At 64.9% G+C, this 1,118-nt stretch carries 1 protein-coding gene; it reads right to left on the bottom strand.

Annotated elements, in window-relative coordinates:
- Positions 1 to 76: 76 nt before the first annotated feature.
- Positions 77 to 1,118, bottom strand: a 1,042-nt coding sequence (locus AB0J00_RS21890; RefSeq protein WP_357749236.1) for an IS630 family transposase, incomplete at its 5' end; no start/stop codon positions are given.

Raw genomic sequence — 1,118 nt, 5'->3', positions numbered from 1 at the left:
AGGATCTTCAACTCCTTGACCGTCCTGATCGCTTTACGGAACGACCCCGCCGTGCAGCTGGTACCCACGACTTCGGCTAGTGTCCCGAGTCATTGATGAGTTGGTTAATTCTGGTGCAGTAGTTGGCGAGGTTGTCGAGGATCTCGTCGGCGGTCTTGACCCAGACGAAGGGTTTCGGGTCGGCGTTCCACGCCTCGATCCAGGCGGTGACGTCGGTTTCGAGGTCTTTGACGCTGCGGTGGCTGCTGTGGCGTAGCTTGCGGCGGGTGAGTTCGGCGAACCAGCGTTCGACGAGGTTGAGCCAACTGCCGGAGGTGGGGGTGAAGTGCAGGTGGAAGCGGGGATGCGCGGCCAGCCAGGTCTTGATCGCGGGGGTCTTGTGGGTGGCGTAGTTGTCGCAGATGAGGTGCAGGTCCAGCTCGGGTGGGGTGTTCGCGTCGATGGTCTTGAGGAACCGCAGGAACTCCTGATGCCGGTGCCGGCGTTGGTGCTGGCCGATCACCCGGCCGGTGGCCACGTCCAACGCGGCGAACAGACTCGTGGTGCCGTACCGGATGTAGTCGTGGGTCTGCCGGCCGGGCACGCCCGGCATCATCGGCAGCACCGGCGCGCTGCGGTCCAAGGCCTGCATCTGGGACTTCTCGTCCACCGCGAGGACCATGGCCTTGTCCGGCGGGTCGAGATACAGCCCCACCACGTCGCGGACCTTCTCGATGAACTGCGGGTCCTTGGACAGCTTCCAGGTGTCCACCAGGTGCGGCTTGAGCCCGAACGCCCGCCAGATCCGCGAGATCGCGGTCTGGTTCAACCCGACCGCAGCGGCCATCGAACGGGTGGACCAGTGAGTGTCGTTGTTCGTCGGCGCCTCTTCCAGAGTCTTGGTGATCACGGCCTCGATCTGCTCATCGGTGATCTTCCGAGCCGCGCCCGGACGGGGCTCATCCGACAAGCCCTCCAAGCGATCCCGCACGAATCTGGCCCGCCACTTGTTCACCGTCTGCGGCCAGACTCCCAACGACGCGGCCACGTCCTTGTTGTTCGTGCCTCCCGCGCACGCCAACACGATCCGCGCCCGCAAGGCGAGTGCCTGCGCTGTCTTCGCCCGACGAGACCACGAC

It is taken from the genome of Modestobacter sp. NPDC049651, assembly GCF_040659695.1.
In the GTDB taxonomy this organism is placed as follows: Bacteria; Actinomycetota; Actinomycetes; order Mycobacteriales; family Geodermatophilaceae; genus Modestobacter.
Note: the sequence above shows the minus strand (reverse complement) of the source record. Positions and strands in the feature narration are given on the sequence as shown.